Origin of the sequence: Bradyrhizobium sp. (genome assembly GCF_047605465.1) — a bacterium.
Lineage (GTDB): Bacteria > Pseudomonadota > Alphaproteobacteria > Rhizobiales > Xanthobacteraceae > Bradyrhizobium.
In genome coordinates this window covers 1-25,073 of record NZ_JASGFS010000013.1, presented here as the reverse complement: position 1 = coordinate 25,073, position 25,073 = coordinate 1, and the positions used below count along the sequence as shown (strand labels likewise).

Here is a 25,073-nt window from a genome sequence, read left to right as displayed (position 1 = left end):
TTCGAGCGGATATGATTTCGAGTGAGGCCACGCGACGATCTCATAGGAAGGTCATAAATCCCGCGAGCTCAGGCGAGGTCGTTGACGACGTGGACCAGCGCGAACAGCGCGCCGAATGCGATGCTTTCGTCCCAATGATTGAGCGAGGTGCGAAACAGCGGTTCGCGCCTGATGAAGCCGACGGTGATGCACAGGATGACCGACATCCAGAGCAGGGCCGCGAGGCTGCGGCCGAAGCCGATGCTGCCGAAGGCAGCAAAGGCGGCGAGCAGGACGATGCGAACGGCAAAGCGCGCGATGACCCGTGCCGGGCTCAGCGTGGGCGATAAATTTCGAGATTGCGCCAAGGTGGAAACCCGTCGGGCTGGCCTAGCTGAAATTTTCGCAGACGAGCGGCTCGTAAAGCGCGTCCGGCGTCGGACGCACCGAGGGCACGCTGGGGCGCGACGCTTCTGCGACGGCGGTCTGGACCTCGATGAAGGCCGACAACAGGGCCAGAGCGAGATCGGTGTGACGGGCTTCAACTGCTACGTCGAGCCAGTCCGGCAATTCGCGCTGCCGCGAGAGGGCGCAGTGCCATTCGCCCTCGTCATAGACGATGCGGCGGACCTGCCACTGCGGCAGCTCGATCTCCATCAGCGCGAGTGCAGCATCGGCCCAGGCCTCGGCATCGACCAGGCGCGTGATGCGTGCGCTTGGCTCCCTCTGTCCGAGCGAAGGAATGCGTCGGCAGGCGTGATCGATGATGTCGAGCATCAACGGTCGCGCCATCGCCCGCGCGTCGCGGAGCCGCTCGGCGAGCGGAAGCGGGTCATCGTGTCGGCGTGCAGCAGTCATGTCGGGCCTCCTGGAAAGTGCGTCGGTCAGTCGGCCGGCCTCGTCCCAACATGGCTGGAACGGCATTTGAAAACGAGATGTGGAGGGGACAGGAAATATAGGGATTTCATAAGTGTCGGGCGAGCAGGGCCACGGCGATGCCCGTTCTCAAGCGTCGTCCCGGCGCAGGCCGGGACCCATACGCCGTGTCGGTGTTGGCCGCGCGGCCGGTCATCGCCAGTCTTCGCCCAACCCCGATTCTGTGGTGATGGGTCCCGGCCTTCGCCGGGACGACGGAGGAGATCGTGTCGTCAGCCGGCCATCACATATTGACCGACTGAACTCCATCGCTTCCTTGGCCGGCCTTTATGAGATTCCTATAACTTCGCCATAGCCCTCATCTCGAAAACCTATGTCCGTGATGGCACTTCAACGCGGTGAAAGCTCCGGCTGGCGCCGCGGAAGCACGTTGTGCTCCCTTCCAGCGATGCCGTCGGGTTCAGAGAGACGGTTGCGCCCGGTTTGAGGGCGTAGCGAGGAGTATCCCATGATGGACATCTTGATGCTGGCGCTGGGCTTTGGCTTCTTCGCGCTCGCGATCGGCTACACCTACGTCTGCGAACGGCTGTAACGGAGCGGACCATGATCTTCGATTATGCGCTGGCCGGCGCCGTCTCGTTCGGCATCCTGCTCTATCTCACCTACGCGCTGCTGCGGCCCGAGCGGTTTTGACCGTGCTGCTGCTTCTCGGATTGCTGCTGGCGCATGCCGTGCTCGTTGCCGGCCTGCTCGCATTGCTCCTGCCGCTTCTGCGCAGGCCCCAATTCCCGAAGGGTTGATGCCATGACTGTCATCGGTTGGCTCCAGATCATTCTGTTCTGCGTCATTGTCGTCGCGCTGACAAAGCCGCTCGGCTGGTACATGACGCGCGTGTTCGAAGGCGAACGGACCTTCCTGTCGCCGGTGCTGCGGCCGATCGAAGCCGGCATCTACTGGATTTCCGGCGTCGACGAGAGGCGGGAGCAGCACTGGCTGACCTACACGATCGCCATGCTGTTGTTCCATGTCGGCGGCTTCCTGATCATCTACGGCCTGATGCGGCTTCAGGCCGTGCTGCCGTTCAACCCGGCCGGGCAGTCCGCGGTCGCCGAGGATCTCTCGTTCAACACGGCGATCTCCTTCATCACCAACACCAACTGGCAGAACTACGGCGGCGAGAGCACGGTGTCGTATCTCGTGCAGATGCTGGGCCTGACGCACCAGAACTTCCTGTCGGCCGCAACCGGCATTGCCCTGGCGGTGGCCCTGATCCGCGGGTTCTCGCGCGCCTCGGTGCGCACGATCGGCAATTTCTGGGTCGATGTCACCCGTTGCACGCTCTATGTGCTGCTGCCGATCTGCGTCGTCTATGCGCTGTTCCTGGTCTGGCAGGGGATGCCGCAGACGCTCGGCGACTATGTCGAGGCGACCACGCTCGAAGGTGCCAAGCAGACCATCGCGGTCGGTCCCGTCGCCTCGCAGGTCGCGATCAAGATGCTCGGCACCAATGGCGGCGGCTTCTTCAACGCCAACGCCGCGCATCCATTCGAGAATCCGACGGCGCTGTCGAACCTCGTGCAGATGATCTCGATCTTTGCGATCGGTGCCGCCATGACCAACGTGTTCGGCCGGATGGTCGGCAACCAGCGCCAGGGCTGGGCCATCCTCGCCGTGATGGGCGCGCTGTTCGTCGCCGGCGTCGCCATCGCGTACTGGGCGGAGGCCAACGGCACGTCGACGCTGCATGCGCTGGGCCTGACCGGTGGCAACATGGAGGGCAAGGAAGTCCGCTTCGGCATCGTGGCGTCCTCGCTGTTCGCCGTGGTCACGACGGCCGCCTCCTGCGGCGCAGTCAACGCAATGCACGACAGCTTCACCGCGCTCGGCGGCATGATCCCGCTGATCAACATGCAGCTCGGCGAGATCATCGTCGGCGGCGTCGGCGCCGGCCTCTACGGCATGCTGCTGTTCGTCATCCTCGCCATCTTCGTCGCCGGCCTCATGGTCGGCCGTACTCCGGAATATGTCGGCAAGAAGATCGAGGCCCGCGAGGTCAAGATGGCGATGCTGGCGATCCTGGTGCTGCCGCTGATGTATCTCGGCTGGACCGCGGTCGGCGTGGTCTATCCGGCGGCGGTCGCATCGATGGCGAATGCCGGCCCGCACGGCTTCACCGAGGTGCTCTACGCCTATACGTCGGCGACCGGAAACAACGGCTCCGCCTTCGCGGGCCTGAGCGGCAACACCTTCTTCTACAATCTGACGCTTGCCTGCGCGATGTTCGTCGGTCGCTTCTTCATGATCGTCCCGGCGATGGCGATCGCGGGCTCGCTCGCGGGCAAGAAGTCCGTGCCGCCGTCGGCGGGGACTTTCCCGACCACGGGCGGGCTGTTCGTCGGCCTCGTCGTCGGCGTGATCCTGATCATCGGCGGCCTGACCTTCTTCCCGGCGCTCGCGCTCGGCCCGATCGTCGAGCATCTCGCGATGAATGCCGGCCAAGTGTTTTGATCCAATGCCTTCTGATCGTTCTGGAGTGACCTCCATGGAAACCATGAAACTGCAAAAGCGCGTGTCCGTATCGGCGATGCTCGACCCCAAGATCGTCATGCCGGCGATCCGCGCGTCCTTCACCAAGCTCGACCCGCGGCTGATGGCCAAGAATCCCGTCATGTTCGTGGTCGAGATCGTGGCTGCGCTCACGACCGTGATCTACCTGCGCGATCTGGTCACGGGCGGCGGGAACCTCGCCTTCACCTTCCAGATCATCCTCTGGCTCTGGTTCACCGTGCTGTTTGCCAATTTCGCCGAAGCCGTGGCCGAGGGCCGCGGCAAGGCGCAGGCGGAGTCGCTGCGGAAGACGCGTACCGAAAGCCAGGCCAAGCTGCTGACCGGCACGGACCGCACCTTCCGGCTGGTCCCCGGCACGAGCCTGAAGGTCGGCGACATCGTGCTGGTCGAGGCCGGTGACACCATTCCGTCGGACGGCGAGGTGATCGAGGGTGTCGCCTCGGTCAACGAGGCCGCCATCACCGGCGAATCCGCGCCCGTGATCCGCGAATCCGGCGGCGACCGTTCGGCGGTGACCGGCGGCACGCAGGTGCTGTCCGACTGGATCCGCGTGCGCATCACGGCGGCGCAGGGCTCGACCTTCATCGACCGCATGATCAAGCTGGTCGAGGGCGCCGAACGGCAGAAGACGCCGAACGAGATCGCGCTCAACATCCTGCTCGCCGGTCTCACCATCATCTTCGTGTTCGCCACCGTCACCATTCCGAGCTACGCGGCCTATGCCGGCGGCTCGATCTCGGTGGTCGTGCTGGTCGCGCTGTTCGTGACGCTGATCCCGACCACGATCGGCGCGCTGCTGTCGGCGATCGGCATCGCGGGCATGGACCGGCTGGTCCGCTTCAACGTGCTGGCGATGTCCGGCCGCGCCGTCGAGGCCGCCGGCGACGTCGACACGCTGCTGCTCGACAAGACCGGCACGATCACGCTCGGCAATCGCCAGGCGACCGCGTTCCGCCCGGTGCGCGGTGCCACCGAGCAGGAGCTCGCGGATGCCGCCCAACTGGCCTCGCTCGCGGACGAGACCCCGGAGGGACGCTCGATCGTGGTGCTGGCGAAGGAGAAGTACGGCATTCGCGGCCGCGACATGGCCGAGCTTGGCGCGACCTTCGTTCCGTTCACCGCGCAGACCCGCATGAGCGGCGTCGACGCCGGCGGCTCGTCGGTGCGCAAGGGCGCGGTCGATGCGATGCTGAACTATGTCGGCGGCGGAGCGCCGTTGGCCATCGCCTCCGGGAATGCGGCCCGTGCGCTTCAGCCGGCGGCGCTTTCGGACGTCGGCCGCGAGATCCAGACGATTGCCGACGAGATCGCGAAATCCGGCGGCACTCCGCTGGCGGTCGCCAAGGATGGCCGCCTGCTCGGCGTGATCCAGCTCAAGGACATCGTCAAGGGCGGCATCCGCGAGCGCTTTGCGGAGCTGCGCTGCATGGGCATCCGAACCATCATGATCACCGGCGACAACCCGATGACCGCAGCCGCAATCGCGGCCGAGGCCGGCGTCGACGACTTCCTGGCGCAGGCGACCCCCGAGGACAAGCTCAAGCTGATCCGCGACGAGCAGGCCAAGGGCAAGCTGGTGGCAATGTGCGGCGACGGCACCAACGACGCGCCCGCACTTGCCCAGGCCGATGTCGGTGTCGCCATGAACACCGGGACCCAGGCGGCCCGTGAGGCCGGCAACATGGTCGACCTCGACTCCAACCCGACCAAGCTGATCGAAGTGGTCGAGATCGGCAAGCAGCTCCTGATGACGCGCGGCGCGCTGACGACGTTCTCGATCGCCAACGACGTCGCCAAGTACTTCGCGATCATCCCGGCGATGTTCCTGGCGTTCTACCCGCAGCTCGGCGTGCTGAACATCATGAACCTCGCGAGCCCGCAGAGCGCCATCCTGTCGGCAATCATCTTCAACGCGCTGGTCATCATCGCGCTGATTCCGCTGGCGCTGAAGGGCGTCGCCTATCGCGCCGTCGGCGCCGGCGCGCTGCTCCGGCGCAATCTGTTGATCTATGGCCTCGGCGGCATCGTGGTTCCCTTCGTCGGTATCAAGGCGATCGACCTCGTCGTCGCTGCGCTGCATCTGGCTTGACCCATGGCCGCGATGCACGAAATGACGAAATCGTAGGAGACACAACATGCTCAGAGAAATTCGCCCCGCCATCGTCGTGCTGCTGGCGCTCACCGCCATCACGGGCCTGGCCTATCCGCTCGCGATCACCGGCATTGCCGGCGCGGTTTTCCCCGCCCAGGCGCAAGGCAGCCTCGTCGAACGGGACGGCAAGGTGGTCGGGTCCGCCCTGATCGGGCAGGAGTTCAAGGACGACAAATATTTCCACGGCCGTCTCTCGGCGACGGTTGCGCCGGACCCGAATGATTCGACCAAGACGGTGCCGGCCCCCTACAACGCCGCGAACTCGGGCGGCTCGAACCTCGGCCCGACCAGCAAGGCGCTGGCCGACCGGCTGAAGGAGGACGTCGACAGGCTGAAGGATGAGAATCCGAAGGCCGCCGTTCCGGTCGACCTGGTCACGACCTCGGCCAGCGGCCTCGACCCGGACATCTCGCCGGAAGCGGCTCAATTCCAGGTGCCGCGCGTCGCCAGGGCGCGCAATATCTCGGAAGACGCGCTGCAGGTGCTGGTGACCGCCAACACCCAGGGCCGCCTGTTCGGCCTGATCGGCGAGCCCCGGGTCAACGTGCTGGCGCTGAACCTCGCGCTCGACCGCGCGTCGGCGAAGTAGCGGCCTATGCCGGGGATGCCTGGATGACTATATTGGCCTGATGGTCCGAGAGCGCCGCGATCCCGAACAACGTCCTTCCCCGGAAGCGCTGCTTGAGGCCGCGCGCCGGGAAGAGAGCGCGAGCGGCAAGCTGAAGATCTTCGTCGGCGCCGCCCCCGGCGTCGGCAAGACCTACGAGATGCTGCAGAGCGCCCATGCCAAGCGCAAGGCCGGCATCGATGTCGTGGTCGGCTTCGTCGAGACTCACGGCCGCGCCGAGACCGAGGCGCTGGTGCGCGGGCTCGAGGTGATCCCGCGCAAGCGGCTCGACTACCGCGGTCAGATCGTCGAGGAGATGGATCTCGATGCCGTGATCGCACGCCGACCAAGGCTCGCCCTGGTCGACGAGCTCGCCCACACCAACGCGGCCGGCAGCCGCCATCCGAAGCGCTACCTCGACGTCGAGGAGCTGCTCTCCCATGGCATCGACGTCTACACCGCCGTCAACATCCAGCATATCGAGAGTTTGAACGACGTCGTCGCCCAGATCACGCACGTGCGGGTGCGCGAAACCGTGCCGGATTCGATATTCGACCGCGCGGACGCGATCGAGCTGATCGACCTCACGCCGGACGACCTGATACAGCGCCTCAGGGAGGGCAAGGTCTATGTCTCCAAGCAGGCCGAGCGGGCGCTGGAGCATTATTTCTCGCCGGGCAATCTCACCGCGTTGCGCGAGCTGGCGTTGCGGCGCACGGCCGAGCGCGTCGACGAGCAGCTCCTCACCCACATGCAGGCCAACGCCATCGCCGGTCCGTGGGCGGCGAGCGAACGTATCCTGGTCTGCGTCAGCGAGGATCCGCGCGCGGCGGGCCTCGTGCGCTACACCAAGCGCCTTGCCGACCGTCTGCATGCCCCGTTCACCGCGATCTCGATCGAGACCCGCCGCTCGCTCCAGCTTTCGGACGACGAGCGCGACCGGCTTGCGGACACGCTGCGGCTCGCCGAATCGCTGGGCGGCGAGGCGCTGACCATTCCTGCCGTCGGCCGCCGCATCGCCGACGACGTCATCAGCTTCGCGCACGCCAACAACGTCACGCAGATCGTGATCGGAAAGTCGACGCGCTCACGCTGGTTCGAGATGGCGCGCGGCTCGGTCGTACACGATCTCGTGCGCCGCGCCGGCAACATCAGCGTTCACGTGATTCCGGGGGACGAGCTTGCCGACCAGCCCGCGCCGAAGACGGCGGTGCAGACCACGGCTAAGTCCGACTCCTTCGACGCGCTGCCCTACTTCAAGGCGATCGGAATCACCGCGATCGGCCTCGCCGCGGCTGCGGTGATCAAGCCGCGGTTCGGCATCGAGAATGTCGATCTGGTGTTCCTGACCGCGGTGGTGGTCGTGGCCGTGCGCTATGGGCTGTGGCCGTCGCTGCTTGCGAGCATTACGGCCTCGCTCGCCTACAATTTCTTCTTCCTGCCGCCGGTCTACACCTTCACCATCACCGATCCGACCAATGTTGCGGCGTTCTTCTTCTTCATGCTGATCGCGATCCTGGTGTCCAATGTGGCGGGCCGGGTGCGAACGCAGGCCGACACGGCGATCGGCCGCATCAGGACGACCGAGCAACTCTATGCGTTCAGCCGCAAGCTCGCCGGCACTGGCACGCTGGACGACGTGCTGTGGGCGACGGCCTATCAGACCGCGCTGATGCTGAAGGTCCGCGTCGTGCTGCTTCTGCCGGAGGAGGGGCTGCTCACGGTGAAATCCGGCTATCCGCCGGAAGACCAACTCGACCAGGCCGACCTCGCCGCCGCCAACTGGGCCTGGAGCAATGATTGTCCTGCCGGCCGCGGCTCGGACACGTTGCCCGGCGCCAAGCGGCTGTTCCTGCCGATGCGTACCGGCCGGGGCCCGATCGGCGTGATCGGGATCGACAATGACCGCACTGGACCGCTGCTGACGCCGGACCAGCGCCGGCTGCTTGACGCGCTGGTCGACCAGGGGGCGCTCGCGATCGAGCGTGTGCTGCTGGTCGAGGACATGGACCGCGTCAAGCGCAGCGTCGAGTCCGAACGGCTGCGATCGGCGCTGCTGACCTCGATCTCGCACGACCTGAAGACGCCGCTGGCCTCGGTGCTGGGGGCGGCCTCGACCATGCGTGATCTCGCGGGTGCGCTGTCCGACACCGAGAAACGCGACCTGCTCGCGACCGTGATCGACGAGTCCGAGCGGCTCAACCGCTTCATTGCCAACCTGCTCGACATGACCAAGCTCGAGTCCGGCGCCATCGTACCTAACACCGCGCTGCACGATCTCGGCGAGATCGTCGGCAGCGCGCTTCGGAGGGCCAGCAAGATCCTGACCGCGCACAAGGTCGAGCTGGAGCTCGCCGCCGATCTGCCGATGCTGCAACTCGATGCGGTGCTGTTCGAGCAGGTGCTGTTCAACCTGCTCGACAACGCCGCGAAATATTCGCCGGCCGACACCACGGTCTCGATCAGGAGTCACCGCGACAAGGACCACGTGGTGCTCCAGGTGGCCGACGAGGGCGGCGGCATTCCGCCTGACGAGCTCGAAAGCGTGTTCGACAAGTTCTACCGTGCGCAGAAGGGCGACCATGTCCGTCCGGGCACCGGGCTCGGCCTCGCCATCTCCCGCGGTTTCATCGAGGCGATGCACGGCACGATCTCGGCTGCCAATCGGGGTGACCGGAGCGGTGCGGTGCTCACCATCCGTCTGCCCGTTCCCGCTCAGACCCACGCATTGGATACCGCCGCATGAGCGCTGCCCCGATCAAGGTCCTGGTGATCGACGACGAGCCGCCGATCCGCAAATTGTTGCGGATGGGTCTCACGACGCAGGGTTACGAGATCCTGGAAGCGCCGAATGGCAAGACTGCGCTGGAAAAGCTCGCCGAAGAGCCTGCGCTGATCATTCTCGATCTCGGCCTGCCCGACATCCAGGGCCACGAGCTGCTGCGGACCATCCGTGCCCGCAATGAGGGAGTGCCGATCGTGGTGCTGTCGAGCCGGGGCGACGAGGCCGGCAAGGTGCAGGCGCTCGATCTCGGTGCCGACGACTATTTGACGAAGCCGTTCGGCATGGACGAGCTGCTCGCACGCCTGCGCGCCGCATTGCGGCACCAGCTCCAGATCAAGGGCGAGCGCCCGGTGTTCCGGACCGGCGATCTGTCCGTCGATCTGGTCCGGCGCATCGTCAAGCTCGGCGATCGCGACGTGAAGCTGTCCCCGAAGGAGTACGATCTCCTGCGCGTACTCGTGCAGCACGCCGGCAAGGTGCTCACCCATCGCTTCCTGCTCAAGGAGCTATGGGACGAGCTGACGGACGCGCAATATCTGCGCGTCTATGTCCGCCAGCTCCGGCAGAAGATCGAAGCCGATCCGGAACGGCCGCAATATGTGCTGACGGAGACGGGGATCGGGTATCGGCTGAAGGCGGGGGATTAGTCTTCGATCCTCATCCCGAGAGCGGGGAACGCGCGTCTCAAAGGATCAAGGCCCGCCTGTGGCAGAGCGGCCCACATGGTTCGAGACGGCGCTTCGCGCCTCCTCACCATGAGGGGAAAAAGCGAAATTCGCGGCTGAGATCTAACCCGCTTTCCGCTGCCTCCCCGCAGAGCGTTGCGTTTTTCGCGTGGATCGCTGTCGCCCGGTCGCACGCCGCGCATGGGATTTCGCCGCCGTCTTCTTGCCGCCGCGTCCTTTCAGGCTCTGCTTCAGCGCGTCCATCAGGCTGACGACGTTGCTGGGGCGCTCCTCGGGTTCGGGACGTGCGATGGTCTTGCCGCTGGCCTTGCGTTTGACCAGTGTCTTCAGCGCGGTCTCGTATTCGTCCTTGAATTTCGAGGGATCGAAATGCGCGGCCTTGGTGCGGAGGATGTGGCTGGCGAGTTCCACCATGTCCTTGGTGATCTTCGGGCTCTTGATGTCATCGAAGAACTCGCCTTCGTCGCGCAGTTCGTAGGGGTAGCGCAGCGTGGTGCCGAGCATGCCCTTGGCCAGCGGCTCGATGGCGATGACGTGCTCGCGATTGGTGAGCACGATCCTGGCGAGCGCAACGCGTTCCTCGTCCTTCATGGCATCGCGGATCACGGCAAAGGCGTCGACCGCGGCCTTGCCATCAGGCGTGATGTAGTAGGGATGGTTGAGATAGCGCTGGTCGATCTCGTGCCGCGGTACGAAGCTCTCGATGTCGATGGCGTGGTTGCTCTCGATCTGGACCGCTTCGAGCTCCTCTTTCTCGATCTCGACATACTTGCCCTTGTGCAGCTCGTATCCGCGGGCCCTCTCGCCGTCCTCGACGACATCGCCGGTCACGGAATCGATCATCTGCTGCCTGAGCCGATTGCCGGTCTCGCGGTTGATCATGTGAAACCGCGTCTTCTCGGCGGCGGTCGTCGCGGGATAGAGCGCGACCGGGCAACTGACCAGCGACAGCTTCAACGTCCCCTTCCAGTAGGCGCGCGGGGCCATGCCATTCTCCAGTGATTTCAAGGCGTTTCAGGAACTCCAACCGGCCTCCGGGGTTTTGGTTCCGATCGGGACTTTCGCCGTGGTAAGCTGAATTGCGAACGTGAACACAGGGTCCGTCGTGCTGCGAAAACTCTCCACTTATCGACGGAAGCGGGATTTCGAGAAGACGCCGGAGCCGTCCGGCAAGACTGCGGTCGCGCCTTCGAAGCAGCGCCGTTTCGTCATCCAGAAGCATGACGCGACGCGCCTTCATTACGATCTTCGTCTGGAGTTCGGCGGTGTCTTCAAATCCTGGGCGGTGACCAGGGGGCCTTCGCTCGATCCTCACGACAAGCGGTTGGCCGTCGAGGTCGAGGATCATCCGCTGGACTACGGTGATTTCGAAGGCACCATCCCCGACGAGCAGTATGGCGGCGGCACGGTGATGCTGTGGGACCGCGGCACCTGGGAGTCGGATGATCCCGAGCGCGGATTCAAGAAGGGGGACCTCAAGTTCACGCTCCATGGCGAGAAGCTCCATGGAAGCTGGGTGCTGGTGCGCATGCGCAACGATCGCAGCGGCGGCAAGCGCACCAACTGGCTACTGATCAAGCATCGCGACGAATACGCGCGCGAGGGCGAAGACATTCTCGCCGAGGACAAGTCGGTGGCTTCCGGCCGCGCGATGGCGCAGATCGCAGCGGGCAAGGGCCGGGCGCCGAAGCCGTTCATGCTGGCAAAGAGCGCAAACGGCAAGGCCGATGCGGTCTGGCAGTCCAATCGCGCCGAAGAGCCGAAAGGGCGCACCGTCAAGCCGGCGCCACGCGCGGCGCTGAAGCAAAACAAGGCCCCTAGGAAGAAGGCGACGATAGCGACGAATGCCAGGAAGATCTCGGAAATGCCGGACTTCGTCGCCCCGCAGCTGTGCACGCCCGTCGAGCGGCCGCCGGCGGGTGATGGCTGGTGTCACGAGATCAAGTTCGACGGCTATCGCGTGCAGCTCCGTGTCGAGGACGGCAAGGCCACGCTGAAGACGCGCAAGGGCCTCGACTGGACCGACAAGTTCGGCGCGATCGCGAAAGAGGCCGGCGCACTGCCGGATGCGGTGATCGACGGCGAGATCGTCGCGCTAGACCATGACGGAACGCCGAACTTCTCCTCGCTGCAGGCGGCCTTGTCGGACGGCAAGACCGCGGACCTGATCTTCTTCGCCTTCGATCTCCTGTTCGCTGAAGGTCTCGATTTTCGTCGGCTTCCGCTCGGTGAACGGAAGCGCCGCCTCAAGGCATTGCTGGAGGCCCGCAAGCGCAAATCGAACCAGATCCGTTATGTCGAGCATTTCGAGAGCGGCGGCGATGCCGTGCTCGAATCGGCCTGCAAGCTCGAGCTGGAGGGCGTGGTGTCGAAGAAGCTGGACGCACCCTATCGTTCAGGACGCACCGAGAGCTGGACCAAAGCGAAATGCCGGGCCGGGCATGAGGTCGTGATCGGCGGCTACAAGACCACCAGCGGCAAATTCCGCTCGCTGATGGCGGGCGTGTATCGCGGCGACCATCTCGCCTTCGTCGGCATGGTCGGCACCGGCTTTGGCGCCGACAAGGTCAAGCAGATCATGCCGTCCCTGAAGGCGATGGAAGCCGGGGAAAGTCCCTTCGGCGGCAAGAATGCGCCGAAAAAGACGCGCGACGTGCACTGGTTGAAGCCGGAGCTCGTCGCCGAGATCGAATTCGCCGGCTTCACCGCCGACGGCAATATTCGTCAGGCTGCCTTCAAGGGCCTGCGGCAGGACAAGCCCGCCGAAGAGGTCGAAGCGGAAACACCCGTCGATACCGGACTTGCGAGACCTTCGGCTAGGAAACGGATCGTGCCGAAGCCGGCGAAAAGGAAGGACGCCACAGCGGAGGTGATGGGTGTCGTCATCTCCAAGCCGGACAAGGAGCTGTGGCCGGACGGCGGCGATGGCGAGGGCGTCACCAAGCTCGACCTCGCGCGCTACTTCGAGGCGGTCGGCCCGTGGATGATCGGGCACCTCAAGGGGCGACCATGCTCGATCGTCCGCGCGCCGGATGGCATCGGCGGCGAGACATTCTTTCAGCGGCACGCCATGCAGGGCACCTCGAACCTGCTCGAACTGGCCAAGGTCTCAGGCGATCGCAAGCCGTACCTCCAGGTCGACCGCGTCGAGGGACTCGCGGCCGTCGCGCAGATCGGCGGTGTCGAGCTGCATCCCTCGAATTGCGCGCCCGGCGCTTATGATACGCCGGGCCGGCTCGTATTCGATCTCGATCCGGCGCCGGATGTCAGGTTTGTCGATGTCGTGGATGCCGCGAAAGAGATGCGGCAGCGGTTGGCCGATGTCGGCATGGAAAGCTTCTGCAAGACCACGGGCGGCAAGGGCCTCCACGTGGTGGTGCCGCTGCTGCACGGCGCGCGCGACAAGGTGAGCTGGAAGGAAGCCAAGGCTTTCGCGCAAGGGGTGTGCCAATGGATGGCCGACGACGATCCCGAGCGCTATCTGCTCAACATGTCGAAGAAGCTGCGCAACGGGAAGATCTTTCTGGATTATCTGCGCAATGACCGGCTTTCCACCGCTGTGGCGCCGTTGTCGCCGCGCGCCCGCGATGGCGCGACCGTCTCGATGCCGATAACTTGGACCCAGGCGAAGGACGATCTCGATCCGAAGCGCTACACGGTGCGGACCGTGCCGGGCTTGCTGGCGCGTGCGAAGGCGTGGGAGGGTTACGATGAAGCCGCCGCCTCGATCAAGGCCGCGATGAATAAGCTTGCGGGGAAGGTGAAGTAGGGTAGGTCAGCGTTAGCGTAACCCCACCGCTTTGCGTGCGTCGGGCAAAGCGGTGGGTGAGCCTTGCGGCCAACCCACCCCACGCCGTTCATGTCCGTGCTAGATTCGTCCCAGCAGGAGCAAGATCAGCAGGATGACGATGACGAGTCCGAGGCCGCCGCCGCCGTAATAGCCGGTGCCGTAGAACGGACCACCGCCGATGCCGCTGAAGCCGCCAAGCAGTGCGATGACCAAGATGATCAGAATGATCGTACCGATAGACATGCGATTCTCCTCCAGCCCCTGTTATGGGGTCGTTTGCACTTGTCCTGTTGCGTGGAGGCAACTTGCCGCAGGTTTGAAAGTTCCTTTTATGAAACACGACGACAGGCGCGGTGCGCATGGAACCTTTGCCGCTCGGGCCGGCATGATTATGTGAGAACAGGTCAACACAGGTCAGGGTCATGTCAGCGCCGCTCGTCGTCTCCATTCCGCATCGTCTCGGCCGCGAGGAAGCGGCGCGCAGGCTCAAGACCGGGCTCGGGCGCGCGGCGGCGAGCATTCCCGTGATGCAGGTCGAGGAGGAGCGCTGGAGCGGCGACAGCATGAATTTCCGCATTCGTGCGCTCGGGCAGATCGCCACCGGACAGGTCGACGTCGCGGACGACCACGTCCGGGTCGAGGTGGTGTTGCCATGGCTGCTGCAGCGCTTCGCCGAGATGGCACAGGCCACGATCCGCAAGCGCGGGCAATTGCTGCTGACCAAGGGCGAGGGGAAGTGAGCTTCAGCCGCGTGGACGATGTCGCGCCGGCTTGGCGACGCCCGCCTCGATGACGACGGCGGGGAAATCGCGGAACGCCTGCGAGAGCCGCAGATCGTGGGTGGGAAGGTCGGGCGAAGCAAAACCTGTGACGTCCACGGTCGCGTCGAAGTCCTCGAGCGCGGGCCATGAGCGACCCGCTTGCGTCAGCGGAGCGAACAGGCGCCCGACCAGGACGATCGCCGCGGCGTGTCCGTGGCGACGGGCGAAAGCGATGACGTGGTCCGCCTGCGCCCCGCGAACCTCCAGCGGCTGGTAGTCGCCGCGGCTGAAGACGTCGGCGAGTTTGCCGCGCAGCCCGAGGAGGTGGTGGGTCCAGGCCAGCTTGAGCCGTCCGTCGGGCCAGGTCTTGGCCAGCCCGCTCCAGTCCGGGGTCGCCAGCGAGCCCAGCTCCGCGCGCCGCGCGGCAAAGTCCACCGGGCGGCGGTTGTCGGGGTCGACCAGTGACAGGTCCCAGAATTCGGTGCCCTGATAGAAATCGGGAACGCCGGGCAGAGTCGCCTTGAGGGTGAGCTGGCTCAGGGAATTCAACGCACCGAGCAGCGCGACGCGGCGTGCCATGGTTTGCAGCGTATCGAGGAATTCGGCCGATTGCGCCGGATCGAGGATCTTTTCGATGAAGCTCTTCGTGCCGTTCTCGTAGGCCTCATGCGGGTTGAGCCAGCTCGTCTCTTCCTTGCCTTCGCGCGCGGCCTTGAGCGCATAGGCCTGGATACGCGCGACGAAGTCGGCATCGGGACCTCCGAGCGGCCAAGCCCCGAGCAGGGTCTGATACAGCATGTATTCGAACGTCGCCGATGGCGCCCGCAGGCTGCCCTGCAGTGCAAGATGCGGGGCGTTCAACACCTTCCAGCGCGCGACGGCGCTGGTCCATTCGCCGGGAATTTCACTCAGCGCGGCAATCCGCGCGCGGGCGTCCTCGCCACGCTTGGTGTCGTGAGTGGCGGTTGCGGTCATGCCGCGCGGCCATTCCCTGGCGCGGGCCCGCATGGCGTCGTGGAAGGCCGGGACGGTCAGGCCTTTGCTCGCGGGATCGCCGCCGACCTCGTTCAGGGCAATCAGGCGGTGGAATTGGTAGAAGGCGGTGTCTTCCAGCGATTTCGCCATCATCGGGCCGGTGAACTGCTGCACCTTCAGCGCGAAGCGGCGCACGCGCGGAGCGCTGTGCGGCGGCCGGTCGGGCTTGAGCAGATCCATCGTCAGCGCATCGCGCAGGAAGTCGAAAATGCCTTCATCGGCAGCGAACCATTCGGCGCGGGCGCGCTCGATGGTGTCGTCGATCAGCTTGCGGTCGTGCGCGGTCGGTCCGCTGGTCGTGAGATAGGTGCGGTAGACCGGAAAATGCAGCACATAGAGCTCGAGCGCCTGCCGCAGGCTGTCGGCGGAGAAATCGCGGGTGGAATAGTGTCCATTGGCGATGCGTGCGAGCAGGCGCGTCAACACGGTAAATTCGCTGGTGAGCAGCGTCTCCAGCACGCGCCGCTTGGCATCCTTGACATAAGGTGCAAGGCGCGGCGGCCGATTGCTGATCTGCCGCCAGGTCTCGTCCAGCGCGTCGAGGCCTTTCGCATCGACCAGGACCTGGGTGATGACGTTCATCCACTCGTAACCGGTCGTGCCCTCGACGCCGGCGAAGTGCGGCAGCCGCTCGTCCTCGCACAGGATCTTCTCGATCACCGTGTAGAATGGCGCGGTCTTGCCCTGTGCGTCGCGCACCAGGCGGCGCAGCCGCTGGCAATATTGGGCGGGATCGCGCAAGCCGTCGATGTGATCGAGGCGGATGCCCTGCAGCTTGCCGTCGGCGACGAGCTGCTTCACCAGCCGGTGGGTCGCGGCGAACGTGCCGGGGTCCTCGACGCGCAGGCCGGCGAGGCCGTTGACGTCGAAGAAGCGGCGATAGTTGATGTCGCTGGAGGCGAGCCGCCAATGCCCGAGCTTGTAGTGCTGGCGCTCCAGCAGGTGATGCAGCGCCAGGGTCTGGACCGGGCGATCCTCGGCGGCGCGATAGGCGGATAGACCACGTCCGATGATGTCGGCCGCGCCCGCGATCTCCTTGAGCTCCGCCTTGAAGGCGGGCGCTTCCTTGCGGTTGGGGCGGCGCAGTCCGGTGTACCGCGCGGCGAGCGAGAGCAGGCGCTTGCCCGCTTCCGTCCCGGCGGCGTCGGCCTCCCTCACGATCGCGCGCAGCACCTCGCCATAGCGTTCAGGCGCGATCGGCAGGCGGTGCTCGAAATACCAGGCGGAGAAGTTTCCCTCGTCCGGATCGTAGCGCAGCTCGATGTCGCCCCGCTCCAGCGCCTCGCCATAGGACGAGCCGAGGATCGGCAGCAGCACGCCGCCGCGCGCGCGGTAGGGCAGCTGATCCCAGTCGATGTCGAAAGACACGGCGTGTGGCGACGTCGGCCCCCATTCCAGCACGTCGAGCCACCAGGGATTGTCGGCGAAATGCACGCCGACATGGTTCGGCACGAAATCGACGATGAGGCCGAGGTCGTTTTTCGTCAGTGCCTCGTTCAGCCGCGCAAAGCCGGCCTCGCCGCCGAGTTCGGGATTGAACTGGCTGTGGTCGACGATGTCGTAGCCGTGGGTCGAGCCCTTGCGGGCCTTCATCACCGGCGAGGTGTAGAGATGCGAGATGCCGAGGGCCTTCAGATAAGGCACCACCTCGGCGGCCTTGTCGAAATCGAAATCAGCGGTGAGCTGCAGGCGATAGGTCGCGAGGGGAATGGCGGGAGGCATGCTCAACCTCCGAGGCGCCAGATCACCGACCAGGGGGGAATCCGTTCGCCGGCAACACCGCCCCAGATCGGTGTGCCCGCGCTGTCATTGGAATGCGCGATCTCGCGGTCGGACAGATTGGCGGTCAGGCGAAGCGCCGTTCCGTCGCCCATTCGCCAATGGGCGGTCAGCAAGCCGTTGTCGGCCGCCTCGGCACTGCCGAAGGTCGTGCCCTTCAGGCGCGGTGCGATCTGCTCTTGGCGCAGCGCGAGCAGGTCACGAACGAAAGCCAGTCGCGCGTCCTGCTCGCTCGTGCGGCCCGTCCAGTCCAGGACGGCCGATCGCGGCGTTGCCGGGTCCAGAGGGTCGGGCACCTCGTCGCCGTATTTCTCGTACGCCCAGGCATATTCCTGGCGCCGTCCTTTGCGCACAGCCTCGGCGAGACCGCCCTGGAAGTCGCAGAAGAACGGGAAGGGCACTTTCGAACCCCACTCCTCCCCCTGAAACAGCATCGGCACCATGGGCGCGAGCAGCGTGACCGCAAGCGCGGCTTCGATCTGCTGCGGTGAGGCAAGGCTTTCGAGCCGGTCGCCCAGCGGCCGGTTGCCGATCTGGTCATGGTTCTGCAGGAAATTCACGAACGTGGTCGGCGGCAACTCGCCGCTCGGCTCGCCCCGTGGCTTCTTGCCCCAGAACTCGGAGATCTCACCCTGGTACACGAAGCCGGACGCGAGCGCGCGCGCAAGGTCCAGGCGCGGGGTCTGGTAGTCGGCGTAGTAGCCGGCGAGTTCGCCGGTCAGCATCACATGCCAGGCGTGATGATAATCGTCGTTCCATTGCGCGCGATACTTGCCGCCCGGCGGGTTCTGCGCGGCGTCGAGCAGGCTCGCGCGGTTGTCGCCATTCTCCAGCACGAGGTGGATGTGGCGGCCGGTGGCCTTGGCGAGTTCGCCGGCGGCGACGCTGAGGTCGTGCAGCATCGACTGCTCGCCGGGAAGCGCCATGATGTGGTTGGCCGCGTCCAGCCTCAGTCCGTCGAAGCGGTAGTCGGTGAGCCAGGACAGCGCGTTCTCGACCGCGAACGCGCGGACCTGGGGCACGCGATAGTCGATCGCGCTGCCCCAGGGCGTGTGCGCGTCCGTGAAGAACGTCGGCGCATAGCGGCCGAGGTAGTTTCCCTCGGGGCCGAAGTGATTGTAGACCACGTCGAGAAACACCATGAGGCCGCGCAGATGCGCCTCGTCGATCAGCGTCTTCAGGTCCTCGGGACGGCCATAGGCGCTGTCGGGGGCATACCAGAGCACGCCGTCATAGCCCCAGCCGCGACGGCCGGCGAAGTCCGCCAGCGGCATCAATTCCAGTGCGGTGATGCCGGTTTCGACCAGATGATCGAGCCTGTCGATCATCGCGCGATAGGTGCCCTCCGCCGTGAAGGTGCCGACATGCGTCTCGATCAGGACGGTCTGTTCCCAGGGCCGGCCGCGCCAGTCCCTGGCGCGCCAGTTGAAGGCGGTGTGGTCGATCACCTCGCTTGGGCCGAAAACGTCCTCGGGCTGGAACGCCGAGGCGGGATCGGGCACGTCGATCTCGTCGTCGATCCTGAACTTGTAGCGGCTTCCGGGCGTCAGGCCCGCAATGTCAGCCACATACCAGCCGTCGTCGCGACGTCGCATCGCGTGACGCCGTTCGAGCAGCAGGTCGACACGCCGCGCGCTCGGCGCCCACAGCCGGAACGAGGCGCCGTCCTTCGTCGGCCTGGCACCGAATGATGGTCTCATAGGGCGCCAGCGAAGGCGAGCACGGAGCGCGGCGGCGCCTTGCTGTCGCTTCCGGGGAGGAACTCAATCGTGTTCAGCTTGGCTTCAGTCGTGTTCAGGATCTGCTGCCAGCTCTTGTACTCGGTCATTTTGGGCAATCTGAATGCGATCTCTTCAGGGGCGGCGTTCAGAACAATAAAGATCGCAGCGCTGCCCGGTTCCATCGGTCCCATCACATAGGAGAGAAACCTGCCTTCCGGGAATTTCCAGTCGTTCTCGGTCATCTCGTCGCCGGACGGCGTCAGCCACAGCGCACCGTAGGAGATCCCGTCCTTGGGACGGCCATCGAGCCAGCGATGGCTGCGGAGCTGCGAAAAGCGGCGGCGGATGTCGGCAAGATGGGCGACGAAATCGACCATGTCGTCGCCCTCCGTGCCGAGATTGTCCCAGCCGACCCAGCCGACCTCGTTGTCCTGGCAATAAGCGTTGTTGTTGCCGGATTGCGAATTGCCGACCTCGTCGCCAGCGAGGATCAGGGGAATGCCCTGTGCCAGCATCAGGCAGGCCAGCACGTTCTTGCGAAGCTGCCTGCGCAGGCCGAGGATCGTGGGATCGTCGGTCGGCCCCTCGACACCGCAATTGTTGCTGTGGTTGTCGTTGGAGCCGTCACGGTTGTCCTCGCCGTTCGCCTCGTTGTGCTTCTCGTTGTAGCTGAAGAGGTCGGCGAGGGTGAAACCATCATGCACCGTGATGTGGTTGATGCTGGCGCGCGGCCGCCTTCCGTCGTGGTTGAACAGGTCTGAGGACGCCGTCATGCGGCTCGAGATGTCGCCGATCAGGCTGCCTTCGCCGCTCCAGTAGCGCCGCATGGCGCTGCGATAGCGGTCGTTCCATTCCGACCATTGCGAGGGGAACGCACCGACCTGGTAGCCGCCGAGGCCGAGGTCCCAGGGTTCGGCCACGAGCTTGACGGTGGCGAGCACCGGGTCCTGCCGGATCGCGGTCAGGAACGAGATGCCGCGGTCGAAGCCGTTCGGGCCGCGGGCGAGCGTGGTGGCGAGGTCGAAGCGGAAGCCGTCGACATGGCAGACCTCGACCCAGTAGCGCAGCGAATCCATCACCATCTGCAGCACGCGCGGATGGGTGAGGTTCACCGACGAGCCGCAGCCGGTGAAATCGTCATAGTAGCGCGGGTTCTCGCGGTTCAGCCAGTAGTAGGAGGCGTTGTCGATCCCGCGATAGCACAGCGTCGGGCCGAGGTGATTGCCCTCGGCGGTGTGGTTGTAGACGACGTCGAGCATCACCTCGATGCCGGCATCGTGCAGCCGCGCGACGGTGGTGCGGAAGGAATCGAGCGCATTGTCCTGGGCGTAGCGCGGCTCGGGCGCGAAAAAGGACAGCGTGTTGTAGCCCCAGTAGTTGACGAGCTTCTTCTCCACCAGGATCCGGTCGTCGACGAAGCTGTGGATCGGCAGCAGCTCGATCGTGGTGACGCCGAGCCGCTTCAGGTGCTCGATCATCGCGGGCGACGATAGGCCGCCGTACGTTCCGCGCAGGTTCGGCGGCACGTCTTCGCGCTTCTGCGTCAGTCCCTTGACGTGCGCCTCGTAGACGATCGTGTCTTCCCAGGCGATGTTGGGTCGGATCTCGCGGCGGCCCCAGTTGAAGGTCTCGTCGACCACGACGGCCTTGGGCATGCCGCGCGCGTTGTCGCGCCGGTCGAAGGACAGGTCCTCGCGCGGCGAACCGGTGCGGTAGGCGAAATGCGCGTCGCTCCAGACCAGCCGCCCCGCGAGCCGCTTGGCATAGGGGTCGAGCAGCAGCTTGTTGGCATTGAAGCGATGGCCGTGCTCGGGCTCGTAGGGACCATGCACGCGATAACCGTAGAGCTGGCCCGGCGAGACGTCGTTGAGGTAGCCGTGCCAGACGTCTTCGGTGCGCTCCGGCAACTCGATGCGTTCGAGCTCGCGGCGGCCCTGCATGTCGAACAGGCAAAGCTCGACCTTCTGCGCGTTGGCGGAGAACAGCGCGAAATTGGTGCCGCGTCCGTCCCAGCTTGCGCCGAGGCGTGCGGGCGATCCAGAAGTCAGGCGCATCGTTCAGCTTTCCGGAACGAGAAAGACCGCAGCAAGGGGCGGAATAGTAAGGCGGAGTTCGGGCGTCTTGCCGTCGGTGGCATGAACCTCTCCGATGTTTCCGACATTGCCGCCGCCGTAATGGGCGGAATCCGAATTGAAGGCCTCTTTCCACTTGCCTCCAAAGGGCACGCGCACGCGGTAGTCGCGATAGACGTTGGGCGAGAAGTTGACGATCACGAGGCACCGCGCGTGTTCGTCGAGCCCCTTGCGCAGCCATGCGAACACGTTGCGGTTGGCGTCGTCGGTGATCAGCCATTCGAAGCCGGCCTGATCGCAATCCATCTGATGCAGCGCAGGTACGGCGCGATAGAGCCGGTTGAGATCGCGGATCAGCGCCTGGATGCCCGCATGGTACTTGTATTCGAGCAGATGCCAGTCCAGCGACTGGTCGTGGTTCCATTCGCGGCTCTGCGCGATTTCCGCGCCCATGAACAGCAGCTTCTTGCCGGGATGGCCGAACATGAAGCTGTAATAGGCGCGCAGGTTTGCAAAGCGCTGCCACTCGTCGCCGGGCATGCGGCCGAGGATCGAGCGCTTTCCGTGCACGACCTCGTCATGCGACAGCGGCAGGATGAAGTTTTCCGAGAAGGCGTAGTGCAGGCCGAACAGGATATCGCCGTGATGATGCTTGCGGTGGATCGGATCCTTGCTGATGTAGTTCAGCGTGTCGTGCATCCAGCCCATGTTCCACTTGTAGCCGAACCCAAGTCCGCCGAATTCGACGGGGCGCGAGACCTGCGGCCACGCCGTGGATTCCTCGGCGGCGGTCGTCGCCTGCGGGAAGCGGGCGAAGACTTCCGTGTTGAAGCGGCGCAGGAAGGCGATCGCCTCGATGTTCTCGCGGCCGCCATACTGGTTCGGAATCCAGGCACCGGGCGGGCGGCTGTAGTCGAGATAGAGCATGGAGGCGACGGCGTCGACGCGCAGGCCGTCGATCCCGTATCGCTCCAGCCAGAACAGCGCATTCGACACCAGGAAGTTCGTCACTTCGGTGCGGCCGTAATTGTAGATGAGCGTGCCCCAATCGAGATGGCGGCCCTGGAGCGGGTTGGCGTGCTCGTAGAGCGCCGTGCCGTCGAAGCTGCCGAGCCCGTGCGGATCATCGGGGAAGTGACCGGGCACCCAGTCGAGCAGCACGCCGATGCCTTCGCGGTGGCAGGCATCGACGAGCGCGGCAAAGTCCTCCGGTGAGCCGAAGCGGCTGGTGGGCGCATAGAGGCCGGTCGGCTGGTAGCCCCACGAGCCGTCGAAGGGATGCTCGCTGACCGGCAGGAATTCGACGTGAGTGAAGCCCATGTCGCGCGCATAGGCCGGCAGCTGCTCGGCAAGCTCGCGATAGCTGAGCCACTGATTGTCGTCCTTGCGCCGCCACGATCCGAGATGCACCTCGTAGATCGACATCGGTGCCGACAGCGCATTTATGCCGTCGGCCGCCGGACGCGGGCGCGGCAGATGCGCCTCGTCGAAGATGATAGACGCCGTCTTCGGACGCACCTCGGCCGCGAAGGCCATCGGATCGGATTTCAGCGGCAGTTGATGGCCGTGCGGTCCGACGATGTCGAACTTGTAGTGGTCACCGACCCTGGCATGCGGGATGAACAATTCCCAATAGCCGACGCCGCGCACCCGCATGGGATGGCGCCGCGCGTCCCAGAAATTGAAATCTCCGACCACGGAGACGCGGCGCGCGTTCGGAGCGAGCACCACGAAGCCGATACCGTCGACGCCTTCCAGCGTCATCGGATGTGCGCCGAGCTTGTCATAGAGGCGCTGATGGGTCCCCTCGCCGAGGAGGTAGAGATCGAAGTCGGTGAGGATGGGCGGAAAACGGTAGGCGTCCTCGAACTCGACGACGTTGTTGCCGAACTTCGCACGCAATTGGTAGCGCTTGGAGCCGTTGGGCAGGGCGCCGATGAACAGGCCCGCGTCGTGGACGCGGTCGAGCTTGGCCACTTCGCCATGCTCGCCGACAGCCTCGACATTGGAAGCATCCGGAAGGAAGGCGCGCACCACGCTCCGGTCCCCTTCAGGGTGAAGGCCGAGATAATGGAAGGGATCGGAGTGGCGGCCCTCGATGATCGCGTAGGCCTCGGCTGGCAGTTTAGGCATGGGCTTCGCTCTCGTCATTGGACAGAATGCGAAGCAGCCCGGTCAAAGGCGCGTTGAGCCCCTCCGGCCGGTGGGACAGCCCGTACTCCACTTCGTCGAATGCTTGATCAAGCAGGAAAAACCTTAACAGGCCTTGCGCGGAATGCGGATCTTCCGGCCACAGGCGTCGATCGGTCATGGTTTCGCGGTAGGCGGCCAGGAATGCCGATGTCGCGCGTTCGCGCCAGTCGTCGAGCGCGGCGGCGAGCCTGCCCTGGTCGTCGGATGCCCCCGTCAGCGCGCGGTTGAGCGCCGAGGTCACCGACAGGTCGATCGAGCGGACGAAGCCCGCGACGTCACACGCCGCCGGTGCCTTGCGGCGCTTGTCGGCCGGCGGCAGGTGCGGGTTGCCGTCGAAATCGATGATGAAGATATCGTCCTTCACGATCAGAATTTGCCCGAGGCGGAAGTCTCCGTGATGACGGATGTTCAACCCGCCGATGTCGGATGGCAATAGCGCGTTAAGCCGGCTGGAGAGGCCCTCGCGGGCGGTGGCGATCTGGTCGACCAGCGGCCGGTCGGCCTCGCGCAGCCGGTCGCGGTTCTCGGCCAGCCGCTCGAAAACCCGCTCGGCGCGGGACTTGAGTGCGGATGTCCAGCGCTTGAGGTGTGCGGAGACGGTCGGCTCGGGGGCGAGATCGGCCGGTTTGGCGGCGCCGAAGGCGATATGCAGTTCGGCGAGCCGACGGCCGGTTTGCGCCATGAAGTGCAGATAGGGGGCCTGCTCCTGGGTCTCGCGGGGCGTTTCACCCGCCGGCACCAGGCGCTGCTCGTCGATATAGCGGTCGAGATAGCCCGTGGTCACGGCCCAGCCGTCGCCCTGGTTCTCGACATAGGCGTGCAGGACGCCGACCGAACTGCGCTCCTCGCCCTCGACCAGTTCGACACTGCCCAGCAGCGCCGGCGTATTGGCGAAATGGGCGACGTCGGTGAGGTAATGGCCGATCTCGATCTCGGGATTGATGCCGCTTTCGAGCTGGCGATAGAGCTTGGCGACGTATTGATTGTCGACCAGCGCCGTGCTGTTGGACTGCTCGATCGCGCGGATGCGCTCAGGCTCCTTGACGGTGTAGCCGGCGAGCAGGCTGGTGGCCTTGAATTCGAGCCGCAGATTGTTCTCCTCTACCACGAGGTTCTGCGACAGGTTGCGCAGGAACAGGCCGATGAAGATCTGGTCGGTCGCGACATCCAGCAGCGTGCCTTCGCGCGCGCCCTGGCGCACGGCGGCGAGAGCCTTTGGGTTGAAGCGCTCGCGGTCGAAGCGCACCCACTCGATCTGCATCGGCACGACGTAACGCGAGGTCACGTCGTGTTGCGTCGCTTCGAAGAACGCGATCCACGGACGGTTGTCGCCGATGTCGCAGAACGGAACGGCGGAGGTCAGCTTGGGCTGGATGTGCTTGGGGTCGTGCTCCGGATACCACCGGGTTCGCGCCAGGAATTCCGGCAGCACGTCGCGCTCGAACACGCCGCGCTCGCGCGCGAGCGATACCCAGGTCGAATTCACCGGCACCACCAGCGTCTCGAATTCAGGCACGGCCCGCGGCCGCACGGGCTCGGACTTGTCGCGCTCCTGGAGCTGGAACCAGTAGAAACCGTAGGGCCCGAGCGTGATCATGTAGGGCAGGTCGCCGATCGCCGGGAAGCGGGTGCGACCGAGCATCTCCTGCGGAATGCGGTCCTTCCAGGGCGACAGGTCGAGCTCTGTCGCCTGCGCGGCGCGCGAGAGGTTCGCGACGCAGAGGATCACCTCGTCGCGATATTGCCGGACATAGGCCAGCACGGCGCGGTTCGCCGGGCGGATGAAGGTCATGGTGCCGCGGCCGAAGGCGAGCGTCGACTTGCGTACCGAGATCAGTCGCTTGGTGGCGCTGAGCAGCGAGGACAGGCTGCGCGACTGCGCCTCCACATTGACGGACTCGTAGCCGTAGACGGGGTCCATGATCAGCGGCGCATAGAGGCGCGCCGGATCGCAGCGGGAGAACCCGCCATTGCGGTCGGGGCTCCATTGCATCGGCGTGCGCACGCCGTTGCGATCGCCGAGATAGATGTTGTCGCCCATCCCGATCTCGTCGCCGTAATAGATGATC

General features: G+C 65.2%; 17 protein-coding genes. 8 read left to right on the top strand and 9 right to left on the bottom strand.

What is annotated here, in order from left to right:
* Positions 1-68: 68 nt before the first annotated feature.
* On the bottom strand, positions 69-347 hold the full coding sequence (locus tag QM712_RS13640) for a hypothetical protein (protein ID WP_415023625.1): 279 nt from the start codon (positions 345-347) through the stop codon (positions 69-71).
* Positions 348-369: 22 nt separating this feature from the next.
* On the bottom strand, positions 370-837 hold the full coding sequence (locus tag QM712_RS13635) for a hypothetical protein (protein ID WP_415023624.1): 468 nt from the start codon (positions 835-837) through the stop codon (positions 370-372).
* 621 nt (positions 838-1,458) lie between these two features.
* Here QM712_RS13635 and QM712_RS13630 point away from each other — a divergent pair.
* The 6 genes from QM712_RS13630 (at position 1,459) to QM712_RS13605 (ending at position 9,614) form a co-directional block, all read left to right on the top strand.
* Complete coding sequence (locus QM712_RS13630; protein ID WP_131869582.1) at positions 1,459-1,548, top strand: K(+)-transporting ATPase subunit F; 90 nt, start codon at positions 1,459-1,461, stop codon at positions 1,546-1,548.
* Positions 1,549-1,659: 111 nt separating this feature from the next.
* Positions 1,660-3,363, top strand: a complete 1,704-nt coding sequence (gene kdpA, locus QM712_RS13625; RefSeq protein ID WP_415023623.1) for a potassium-transporting ATPase subunit KdpA — start codon at positions 1,660-1,662, stop codon at positions 3,361-3,363.
* Positions 3,364-3,397: 34 nt separating this feature from the next.
* Entirely contained in the window at positions 3,398-5,512 is a 2,115-nt protein-coding gene (gene kdpB, locus QM712_RS13620) for a potassium-transporting ATPase subunit KdpB (protein WP_415023622.1), read from the top strand.
* Positions 5,513-5,558: 46 nt separating this feature from the next.
* Positions 5,559-6,164, top strand: coding sequence for a K(+)-transporting ATPase subunit C (locus tag QM712_RS13615; protein ID WP_415023621.1), 606 nt, complete (start codon positions 5,559-5,561; stop codon positions 6,162-6,164).
* A 40-nt stretch (positions 6,165-6,204) separates the two neighbouring features.
* Complete coding sequence (locus QM712_RS13610; protein WP_415023620.1) at positions 6,205-8,928, top strand: DUF4118 domain-containing protein; 2,724 nt, start codon at positions 6,205-6,207, stop codon at positions 8,926-8,928.
* On the top strand, positions 8,925-9,614 hold the full coding sequence (locus QM712_RS13605) for a response regulator transcription factor (protein WP_415023619.1): 690 nt from the start codon (positions 8,925-8,927) through the stop codon (positions 9,612-9,614). The genes QM712_RS13610 and QM712_RS13605 overlap by 4 nt, the downstream gene beginning before the upstream one ends.
* A 141-nt stretch (positions 9,615-9,755) precedes the next feature.
* Here QM712_RS13605 and QM712_RS13600 read toward each other — a convergent pair whose 3' ends face one another.
* Positions 9,756-10,640, bottom strand: a complete 885-nt coding sequence (locus QM712_RS13600) for a Ku protein (protein WP_415023618.1) — start codon at positions 10,638-10,640, stop codon at positions 9,756-9,758.
* A gap of 118 nt (positions 10,641-10,758) precedes the next feature.
* Here QM712_RS13600 and ligD point away from each other — a divergent pair, with 118 nt between their 5' ends.
* Positions 10,759-13,422 (top strand): DNA ligase D, encoded by a 2,664-nt coding sequence (gene ligD / locus QM712_RS13595; protein ID WP_415023715.1) that lies wholly within the window; start codon positions 10,759-10,761, stop codon positions 13,420-13,422.
* Between the two features lie 99 nt (positions 13,423-13,521).
* Here ligD and QM712_RS13590 read toward each other — a convergent pair whose 3' ends face one another.
* Positions 13,522-13,686, bottom strand: a complete 165-nt coding sequence (locus QM712_RS13590; RefSeq protein WP_007595743.1) for a DUF3309 family protein — start codon at positions 13,684-13,686, stop codon at positions 13,522-13,524.
* Positions 13,687-13,865: 179 nt separating this feature from the next.
* On the opposite strand from QM712_RS13590, the gene QM712_RS13585 reads away from it, so the two are divergent.
* Positions 13,866-14,183 (top strand): polyhydroxyalkanoic acid system family protein, encoded by a 318-nt coding sequence (locus QM712_RS13585; protein ID WP_415023617.1) that lies wholly within the window; start codon positions 13,866-13,868, stop codon positions 14,181-14,183.
* A 3-nt stretch (positions 14,184-14,186) separates the two neighbouring features.
* On the opposite strand, the gene treY is transcribed toward QM712_RS13585, so the two are convergent.
* The 5 genes from treY to QM712_RS13560 form a co-directional block, all read right to left on the bottom strand.
* Positions 14,187-16,961, bottom strand: a complete 2,775-nt coding sequence (gene treY, locus QM712_RS13580; RefSeq protein WP_415023616.1) for a malto-oligosyltrehalose synthase — start codon at positions 16,959-16,961, stop codon at positions 14,187-14,189.
* Between the two features lie 2 nt (positions 16,962-16,963).
* Entirely contained in the window at positions 16,964-18,718 is a 1,755-nt protein-coding gene (gene treZ / locus QM712_RS13575) for a malto-oligosyltrehalose trehalohydrolase (RefSeq protein WP_415023615.1), read from the bottom strand.
* The gene (gene glgX / locus QM712_RS13570; protein WP_415023614.1) at positions 18,715-20,793 is read right to left on the bottom strand and encodes a glycogen debranching protein GlgX; all 2,079 of its coding nucleotides are present in this window, start codon (positions 20,791-20,793) and stop codon (positions 18,715-18,717) included. Before glgX ends, treZ begins: the two co-directional genes overlap by 4 nt.
* A gap of 3 nt (positions 20,794-20,796) precedes the next feature.
* Complete coding sequence (gene glgB, locus QM712_RS13565; RefSeq protein ID WP_415023613.1) at positions 20,797-22,944, bottom strand: 1,4-alpha-glucan branching protein GlgB; 2,148 nt, start codon at positions 22,942-22,944, stop codon at positions 20,797-20,799.
* Positions 22,937-25,073, bottom strand: a 2,137-nt coding sequence (locus tag QM712_RS13560) for a putative maltokinase (protein WP_415023612.1), incomplete at its 5' end; no start/stop codon positions are given. The genes QM712_RS13560 and glgB, both read right to left, overlap by 8 nt.

What these genes read in the sequence shown, in the direction of transcription:
- QM712_RS13635 (WP_415023624.1), bottom strand. Translation starts at nt 837, where the DNA reads ATGACTGCTGCACGCCGACACGATGACCCGCTTCCGCTCGCCGAGCGG.
- QM712_RS13630 (WP_131869582.1), top strand. Translation starts at nt 1,459, where the DNA reads ATGATCTTCGATTATGCGCTGGCCGGCGCCGTCTCGTTCGGCATCCTG.
- kdpA (WP_415023623.1), top strand. Translation starts at nt 1,660, where the DNA reads ATGACTGTCATCGGTTGGCTCCAGATCATTCTGTTCTGCGTCATTGTC.
- kdpB (WP_415023622.1), top strand. Translation starts at nt 3,398, where the DNA reads ATGGAAACCATGAAACTGCAAAAGCGCGTGTCCGTATCGGCGATGCTC.
- QM712_RS13615 (WP_415023621.1), top strand. Translation starts at nt 5,559, where the DNA reads ATGCTCAGAGAAATTCGCCCCGCCATCGTCGTGCTGCTGGCGCTCACC.
- QM712_RS13610 (WP_415023620.1), top strand. Translation starts at nt 6,205, where the DNA reads ATGGTCCGAGAGCGCCGCGATCCCGAACAACGTCCTTCCCCGGAAGCG.
- QM712_RS13605 (WP_415023619.1), top strand. Translation starts at nt 8,925, where the DNA reads ATGAGCGCTGCCCCGATCAAGGTCCTGGTGATCGACGACGAGCCGCCG.
- QM712_RS13600 (WP_415023618.1), bottom strand. Translation starts at nt 10,640, where the DNA reads ATGGCCCCGCGCGCCTACTGGAAGGGGACGTTGAAGCTGTCGCTGGTC.
- QM712_RS13590 (WP_007595743.1), bottom strand. Translation starts at nt 13,686, where the DNA reads ATGTCTATCGGTACGATCATTCTGATCATCTTGGTCATCGCACTGCTT.
- QM712_RS13585 (WP_415023617.1), top strand. Translation starts at nt 13,866, where the DNA reads ATGTCAGCGCCGCTCGTCGTCTCCATTCCGCATCGTCTCGGCCGCGAG.
- treY (WP_415023616.1), bottom strand. Translation starts at nt 16,961, where the DNA reads ATGCCTCCCGCCATTCCCCTCGCGACCTATCGCCTGCAGCTCACCGCT.
- treZ (WP_415023615.1), bottom strand. Translation starts at nt 18,718, where the DNA reads ATGAGACCATCATTCGGTGCCAGGCCGACGAAGGACGGCGCCTCGTTC.
- glgX (WP_415023614.1), bottom strand. Translation starts at nt 20,793, where the DNA reads ATGCGCCTGACTTCTGGATCGCCCGCACGCCTCGGCGCAAGCTGGGAC.
- glgB (WP_415023613.1), bottom strand. Translation starts at nt 22,944, where the DNA reads ATGCCTAAACTGCCAGCCGAGGCCTACGCGATCATCGAGGGCCGCCAC.